The organism is uncultured Roseovarius sp., assembly GCF_913054395.1.
In the GTDB taxonomy this organism is placed as follows: domain Bacteria; phylum Pseudomonadota; class Alphaproteobacteria; order Rhodobacterales; family Rhodobacteraceae; genus Roseovarius.
Genome location: NZ_CAJXIP010000145.1, coordinates 1 through 7844 on the forward strand (window position 1 = coordinate 1; position 7844 = coordinate 7844).

General features: G+C 60.2%; 9 protein-coding genes. 4 read left to right on the forward strand and 5 right to left on the reverse strand.

Going from position 1 to position 7844, the window contains the following annotated elements:
* The 3 genes from sucC to QZ522_RS15795 form a co-directional block, all read right to left on the reverse strand.
* Window positions 1-904: ADP-forming succinate--CoA ligase subunit beta (gene sucC, locus QZ522_RS15785; protein ID WP_294613714.1), on the reverse strand; the 904-nt coding region annotated here is incomplete at its 3' end.
* 223 nt (window positions 905-1127) lie between these two features.
* The gene (gene mdh, locus QZ522_RS15790; RefSeq protein ID WP_294613716.1) at window positions 1128-2090 is read right to left on the reverse strand and encodes a malate dehydrogenase; all 963 of its coding nucleotides are present in this window, start codon (window positions 2088-2090) and stop codon (window positions 1128-1130) included.
* Between the two features lie 374 nt (window positions 2091-2464).
* Entirely contained in the window at window positions 2465-2773 is a 309-nt protein-coding gene (locus QZ522_RS15795; RefSeq protein WP_294613718.1) for a hypothetical protein, read from the reverse strand.
* A 217-nt stretch (window positions 2774-2990) separates the two neighbouring features.
* On the opposite strand from QZ522_RS15795, the gene QZ522_RS15800 reads away from it, so the two are divergent.
* The 4 genes from QZ522_RS15800 to QZ522_RS15815 are packed head-to-tail and all read left to right on the forward strand — an operon-like array spanning window position 2991 to window position 5646.
* Window positions 2991-3851 (forward strand): CoA ester lyase, encoded by an 861-nt coding sequence (locus QZ522_RS15800; RefSeq protein WP_294613720.1) that lies wholly within the window; start codon window positions 2991-2993, stop codon window positions 3849-3851.
* Between the two features lie 6 nt (window positions 3852-3857).
* A complete protein-coding gene (locus QZ522_RS15805) occupies window positions 3858-4403 on the forward strand; it encodes an NnrU family protein (RefSeq protein WP_294613722.1) in 546 nt (181 codons plus the stop codon).
* Between the two features lie 5 nt (window positions 4404-4408).
* Complete coding sequence (locus tag QZ522_RS15810) at window positions 4409-4612, forward strand: DUF1737 domain-containing protein (protein ID WP_294613724.1); 204 nt, start codon at window positions 4409-4411, stop codon at window positions 4610-4612.
* A 2-nt stretch (window positions 4613-4614) separates the two neighbouring features.
* Complete coding sequence (locus QZ522_RS15815; RefSeq protein WP_294613726.1) at window positions 4615-5646, forward strand: MaoC family dehydratase; 1032 nt, start codon at window positions 4615-4617, stop codon at window positions 5644-5646.
* Between the two features lie 22 nt (window positions 5647-5668).
* Here the strand turns inward: QZ522_RS15815 and QZ522_RS15820 are convergent, their stop codons facing one another.
* Window positions 5669-7147, reverse strand: coding sequence for an inorganic phosphate transporter (locus tag QZ522_RS15820; RefSeq protein WP_294613728.1), 1479 nt, complete (start codon window positions 7145-7147; stop codon window positions 5669-5671).
* 91 nt (window positions 7148-7238) lie between these two features.
* On the reverse strand, window positions 7239-7697 hold the full coding sequence (locus QZ522_RS15825; protein WP_294613730.1) for an NUDIX hydrolase: 459 nt from the start codon (window positions 7695-7697) through the stop codon (window positions 7239-7241).
* Window positions 7698-7844 lie beyond the last annotated feature (147 nt).

Here is a 7844-nt window from a genome sequence, read left to right on the forward strand (position 1 = left end):
CGCCGCCCACATCAAGGAAGTTGGCAGGTTCGGCACCGTAAAGCTTGATGATGTCCATGGTGGCCATCGCAAGACCGGCGCCATTCACCATGCAGCCGATTTCGCCATCAAGGGCGATATAGTTGAGGTCGTATTTGGACGCTTCGAGTTCCTTGGGATCCTCTTCGGTGGTGTCGCGCAGCTCGGCGATGTCGGCATGGCGATAGATCGCGTTGCCATCAAAGCTAATCTTGGCGTCGAGCACCTTGAGATCGCCCTTGTCGGTCACGATCAGCGGGTTGATCTCAAGCATCTCCATGTCTTTTTCGACGAAGGCCTTGTAGAGCGTCCCCATGAGCGCGACGCATTGCTTGACCTGCGGCCCGGTCAGGCCAAGGTTGAAAGCGATGCGGCGGCCGTGAAAGGCCTGATAGCCGGTCGCGGGATCGACGCTAAAGCTCAGGATCTTTTCGGGGGTCGCCTCGGCGACTTCCTCGATGTCCATGCCGCCTTCAGTCGAGCAGACGAAGGACACGCGGCTTGTCTGACGGTCCACCAGAAGCGCGAGATACATTTCGGTTTCGATGCCCGAGCCGTCCTCGATGTAGATGCGGTTGACCTGCTTGCCGACGGGGCCGGTCTGTTTGGTCACAAGGGTACGACCGAGCATGCGCTTGGCTTCTTCGGCGGCTTCCTCGACGGATTTGGCAAGGCGTACACCGCCCGCTTCGCCGGCGCCGGCCTCTTTGAATTTGCCTTTGCCGCGGCCACCTGCGTGGATCTGTGCTTTGACAACCCAAAGCGGGCCGTCGAGTCCGCCGGCGGCGGTTTTGGCTTCTTCGGCGCGAAGAACCACGCGGCCATCCGACACCGGGGCGCCGTAAGAGCGAAGCAGTGCTTTCGCCTGATACTCATGGATATTCATGAAACTGTCCCGTATTGCTGCGATTGGAACAGGTATAGGCATATATTTAAGGGCGCATTAAACGGTTTCTTCCGAATTGTGGATTTTTCGGCGATTTTCCCGTTTTTGTGATCACAGGATTAAAACGTGTGATCACAAATATGATTCATCCTTGGCGCAGAGGCCCGAAAAGAATCGGGGCCGGAAGTGATCCGGCCCCGTTCTATACTGTGTTCTATGGGTATCAGGCCAGCGAGGGGTCGATTTCCTTGCAGGCCTTGACCAGACCTTTGACTGCATCAACCGACTTGTCGAACATCGCCTGCTCGTCCTTGTTCATCTTGATGTCGACAACTTTTTCGATGCCGCTCGCGCCGATCACGGTCGGAACGCCAACATAAAAGCCGTTCAGGCCAAAGGCGCCGTCCACATAGGCGGCGCAGGGCAGAACGCGTTTCTGGTCTTTCAGATAGGCCTCGGCCATCTCGATTGCACTTGTGGCCGGGGCGTAGAACGCCGAGCCGGTTTTCAGCAGGCCAACGATTTCGGCGCCGCCATCGCGGGTCCGCTGAATGATGGCATCCAGCTTGTCCTGCGTGGTCCAACCCATGTCGACCAGGTCGGGCAACGGAATGCCACCAACGGTCGAATAGCGTGCCAGCGGTACCATGGTGTCGCCGTGCCCGCCCAGAACGAAGGCGGTGACGTCGCGCATCGACACGCCAAATTCCAGCGACAGGAAGTGACGGAAGCGTGCGCTGTCCAGAACACCGGCCATGCCGCAGACTTTCTCATGCGGCAGACCCGAGAATTCGCGCAGCGCCCAGACCATCGCATCAAGCGGGTTGGTGATGCAGATCACGAAGGCGTTCGGCGCGTGGGCGGCAATGCCTTCGCCAACCGATTTCATGACCTTGAGGTTGATGCCCAACAGGTCATCACGGCTCATGCCGGGCTTGCGGGCCACACCGGCGGTGACGATGCAGACGTCCGCGCCTGCGATGTCGGCGTAGGATTGGGTGCCGCTAAGGGTTGCGTCGAACCCTTCCGAGGGGCCGGATTCGGCGATGTCGAGCGCTTTGCCTTCGGGGGTGCCTTCGGCGATGTCGAACAGAACGATATCGCCCAGTTCCTTGAGCGCGGCGAGATGGGCGAGGGTGCCGCCGATCTGTCCGGCGCCAATAAGCGCAATCTTGGGTCTGGCCATCGGATGTATCTCCAGTCGGTTGAAAAGTTGCGCTTGGGGGTAGTCCTATTTTTTGCCGCTTGCAAGGGTGCTGCAATGCGGCAAAAAAGAATGACCGGGGCGCCGGGGCTTTCTGGAACCAGTTAAAGTGTTCGTGCGAAATGGATTTACGGGATGCAGGGTGTGGCGCCGGGCGGGCGCACGGGTGCCATGTTCGCGGAATTCCCGAAGGGTGACTTCCGGTCTGGCGCGGCCTTTGCCACAAGTGCGATTCTGTCGATATTGCCATAACGCGGTCTGCGCGTGGGCGGGATCGTGTCGGGCTTCGCGGACTTTGTTTGTACCTGCGATTTGCCGCTCGTGACCTAGGCCACGTTTGTCCGGGATGGCCTGGGCTAGGCGTCATTTCCGGGAGAGGGTAGGGGGGCAGCAATAGCCTCAAAGGCCCGACCGCTGGCGACAAGGCAGGTGATGCCATCGGTGCCGGTCTCTGTAATCGTCCAGCTGCCGGATCTGGCCGAGGCAAAGACCTCGATCACGACGTTATTGGCGCCAAGCCCCATGGATTGCCGGGTTTCGCCGTAAGAGGATGCCAGCCGCTCGACCACCGTATCTCGCGGGGCGCAGGTCGCCGATTGCGCAAGCGCCGGACCATTCAGAAACAGCAGCGCCGAAATGGCACCTGTCAGCAGTCGCTTGATCATTGTCACACCCTTTCCCATGGAGGGGCCAAACCGCCCGTGTGAAGGATGTGGAGCGAGGTCTGAAAAGATGGTTAACGGCGCGTCCCGAGGGGCTAATGATCGTGAAAATGTGATGAGTTGCTGCGATGCGGCGATAAAGTGCTTGAACATTTCCGCCAAAAAATGCCATTCCTGCGCAAGATTATTACAAAATGAGAATCCACGCGAGGGCAGATCCATGGACAGCAGCATGCACCCCTACCGTTCGGTGCTTTACATTCCCGGCTCGAAAGAGCGCGCGTTGGACAAGGCACGCAGCCTGCCCACCGACGCGATCATCTTTGATCTTGAAGACGCCGTTGCCCCGGATGCCAAGGCCGAAGCCCGCCATATTCTGGGCGAGGCCCTGCGTCAGGGCGGCTATGGCAAGCGCTTCAAGATCGTGCGGATCAACGCGCTGACCACCGAATGGGGGCTGGAAGATGCCCGCGCGCTGCGCGATGTGGGGGCGGATGCGATCCTGTTGCCCAAGGTGAACACCTCGTCGGATATCGACAACCTGTCGGATGTGATAGGCAGCGACCTGCCGATCTGGACGATGATGGAAACCCCGGTCAGCGTGTTCAACGCCCGCGAGATTGCGGCACATGCGCAGGTGACGGGGCTTGTGGCGGGGACCAACGACCTGACCAAGGACCTTGGATGCCGCACACGTGCCGACCGCCTGCCGCTGATGACCGCGTTGCAGATGATCGTAATGGCGGCGCGTGCGGCGCGGATCGTTGCGGTGGATGGGGTTTACAACCGATTCCGCGATGGTGATGGCCTCAAGGCCGAATGCGAACAGGGGCGCGACCTTGGCTTTGACGGCAAGACGCTGATCCATCCGGCGCAGGTCGAGATTGCCAATACCGCCTTTGCGCCGACAAATTCCGAGATTGAACTGGCCGCGCGCCAGATCGCCGCCTATGAAGAAAGCCGCGCCTCGGGTCAGGGGATTGCGGTTGTCGACGGTCAGATTGTCGAAAACCTGCATGTTGTGGCGGCACAGCGTATCCAGGCCAAGGCGCAGGCGATTGCGGAAATGGCAACGGAGTAATCTGTGATGTTCTATCTGATCCTTGGCCTTGCCCTTTGGGTGGCGGCACATCTTTTCAAACGCATGGCCCCCGGTCTTCGGGCGCAGATGGGCAATGGCGGCAAGGCCGTGGTCGCCGTCGGCGTCCTGGCCGGTCTCGGCCTGATGATCCTTGGGTACAAACAGGCCGAGTTCGTCAATCTGTGGTACCCGCCGACATGGGCGGTGCATCTCAACAACCTTCTGATGCTGGTGGCGGTGTTCGTCTATGGGATGAGCGCCACCACGGGCCGTTTGCGCGGACGCATGCGTCACCCACAGCTGACAGCGGTCAAGATCTGGGCCGTGGCGCACCTGCTGGTCAATGGCGATCTGGCCTCGGTCGTGCTGTTCGGCGGGCTGCTGATCTGGGCGGTGCTTGAGGTGATCGTGATAAACCGCTCGCAGGATTGGGTGCGCCCGGAACCGGGCCCGGCGAAAAAGGATGTCGTCCTTGTGATCATCACGCTGGTCATGTTCGCCGTGATCGCGGGCATTCACATGTGGCTTGGCGTGCGGCCGTTTCCGGGGTGAACATCATGAAACTTTATCGTTTTCTATCGGCCGATGACACGTCTGATTTCTGTCACAAGGTCACGGCGGCGCTTAACAAGGGCTGGGTCCTGCATGGCGGTCCGACCTATTCCTATGATCATGCCAATGGCGTCATGCGCTGTGGTCAGGCGGTGGTGAAAGAGACCGATGGCACCTATACGCCCGACATCAAGCTGGGAGAGCAGTAAGTATGGCAAAGACTAATCCGGGCCGCTTCTTCGAGGATTATACCCTTGGCGAAACCATCCAGCATGCCGTGCCGCGCACGGTGTCGGGGGGCGAACGCGCGCTTTATCACGCGCTTTATCCGGCGCGTCACGCGCTCTATTCCTCGGATGAGTTTGCCCGCGCTTCTGGTCTTGCGCTCAGCCCGATTGACGATCTGGCGGCCTTTCATCTGGTCTTTGGCAAGACCGTGCCGGACATTTCGCTGAATGCGCTGGCCAATCTGGGCTATGGCGAAGGGCGCTGGCGCGCGCCGGTCTATCCCGGCGACACGCTTAGTGCGTCATCGACGGTGATCGGGCTCAAACAGAATTCCAACGGCAAATCCGGTGTGGTTTACGTGCGCACCAAGGGCATCAATCAGCGCGGCGAGGTGGTGATCGAGTATGTACGCTGGGTGATGGTGCGCAAGCGCGACTTTGACGCGCCCGCGCCTGAAACGGTGATCCCGGATCTGGCGCCTGCGCTGGCTGCCAGTGACCTGATCCTCCCCGAGGGTCTTGATTTCAGCACTTACGATTTCACCCTTGCGGGCGAGCCGCACCGCTGGGGCGATTATGCGATCGGCGAACAGATCGACCATGTCGATGGCGTCACCGTGGAAGAGGCCGAGCATATGATTGCCACGCGCCTCTGGCAAAACACCGCGAAGGTGCATTTCGACGTCGGATCGCGCCCCGATGGCCGCCGTCTTATCTATGGCGGGCATGTGATCTCGATGGCGCGGGCGCTCTCGTTCAACGGTCTGGCCAATGCACAGATGGTGGTCGGGCTGAACGGCGGCGCGCATGCCAACCCCTGTTATTCCGGCGATACGATCAAGGCCTGGTCCGAGGTGATCGACAAGGCCGAGACCTCTGCGCCCGGCGTCGGCGCGCTGCGCCTGCGGCTGGTGGCCACCAAGGGCGGCGAGCCGTTCACGCTCAGGGGCGAGGACGGCAAGTACCTTCCGCATGTGATGCTTGATCTGGATTACTGGGCGCTTATCCCGGTCTGAGCCGGGGTTTGCGGCCCCCCCCTCAGGCGCTCAGGCTATTGAGGACGAAAAAGATCACAGCAGACATCAACGCGGCGGCGGGGACTGTGACCACCCAGGCGGCGATGATGGTCATGAAATGGCTGCGGCGCACAAGCTTACGGCGCCGACGTTCCTCGGCGGCGATCTTTACCTTGGGGGCAACGGGCATGTTCTTGCGGCGGCGATTTTCCATATGCCATTCGCGAAAGAACCCGACGCCAAAGACACCGCCCACGGCGATATGGGTCGAGCTTACCGGAAGCCCGAGCCAGCTTGCCACGATCACCGTGATGGCCGCCGAAAGCGCCACGCAATAGGCTCGCATCGGGTTGAGCTTGGTGATCTGGCTGCCGACCATGCGGATGAGCTTGGGGCCAAACAGGAACAGGCCGAAGGAAATCCCGAAGGCGCCGATTACCATGACCCACATCGGGATGGCCACTTTGCTGGCGAAATCACCGGCCTCGGCGGCATGGACGATGGCGGCCAGCGGACCCACCGCATTGGCCACATCGTTGGCGCCATGGGCGAACGACAGCATTGCGGCGGAAAATACCAGCGGCAGGCCAAACAGAACCTTGACCGACTTGTTGCGGTTTTCCAGCCCCTCTGACTGGCGGTGGATCATCGGGCGGGTAATGAAATAGGTCGCGAGGCCCAGCACAAGGCCGATGACAAGAGCGGTCTGCATCTCGATCTTGATGATCTTCTTGAAGCCTTTGAGAGCGAGATAGCTTGTAAAGGCGGCGGCCATGATGGCCACCAGAATGGGCACCCACTTGCGCGCGGCGGCGATCTTGTCCTCTTGATAGATGATCCGGCTTTTGATCAGTGCCAGAAAGGCGGCGGCAATGATCCCGCCCAGCACCGGGGAAATCACCCAGCTGGCGGCGATTGCCCCCATGGTCGGCCAATTGACGGCGGAAAAACCGGCGGCGGCAATGCCCGCGCCCATCACGCCACCGACAACCGAATGGGTGGTCGAGACCGGCGCGCCCACCTTGGTGGCAAGGTTGACCCACAAGGCGGCGCTCAAAAGCGCGGCCATCATCGCCCAGATAAAGGTTTGGATCTCTGACATGCCCGAAGGGTCAATAATGCCCTTGGAAATGGTCGAGACCACATCACCCCCGGCCAAAAGCGCGCCCGCGCTTTCGAAGATGGCGGCGATGATGATCGCCCCGCCCATCGTCAGCGCATTCGCACCAACCGCAGGGCCCATGTTGTTGGCGACGTCATTGGCACCGATATTGATCGCCATATAGGCGCCGATCACCGCTGCGGCGATGACGATCATGTTGACCGGCGAGGCCTGAAAGAACATGGCGGCGGCAAGACCTGCCAAGACCATGAAGGCCAGGGCAATGCCCGGTGCCACCAGCGGGCGCGAGACATATGCGGTGGCATATTCGACCTGAGAAATCCGGCCCAGATCGCGATCAAGGGTGGTCCAGTGTTTGCTGTCTAGTTTATCGGCCATGATGGTCCCCGGATTCTACGCGCGTACAAAGCGGGTAGCGGGGGTGGCCCTTTGTTTCAACCGACTTTTGTCTCAGGGCGACGATTCGACCTTAGATTTGCCGCAGGATGTCACGTAAACCCGGCTCGTTCACCAGATTGGCGGCTTCTGCGGGGCTGAACCACTGGCGCTTGCGTTCGCCCACTTCGGGATAGCTATCCTCAAGCTCGTCCACCTTGACCTTGAAGACATGCGCCTCGACGGGGGTTTCATAGCCCGCGTCGATCCATTTTTCGTACTCAAAGCTGCCGACGGGTTCTGCTGTATGGGCAAAGGCCTTGACGCCGGCCTCTTCCCAGGCCTCTTGCAAGGCGGCCTCGATGGCGTTCAGCCCGTCAATCGGCCAGCCCTTGGGCACGATCCAGCGACCGGTGCCACGGCTGGTAATCAAAAGCACCTCTTTGCCCTGAGTGTTGTCGCGGTAACACAGCGCCGCAACCTGAAGCCGACGCGGGCGCCGCAACAATGGCTGGACCAGTTCGGCCCATGTTCTTTTCAATCCGTCTGTCATGTTTACGTCTGACCTGCTCGTGTTTTTTCTTTTTTGTTATCACGCCAATATAATGTGATTTTTGGATATTACAATTCGCGCCAGGTTTCCATGGCCTGTCACCGGGACTTGCGCGGCTTGGCGCGCAGGGTCGGATCGGCTTGGGTC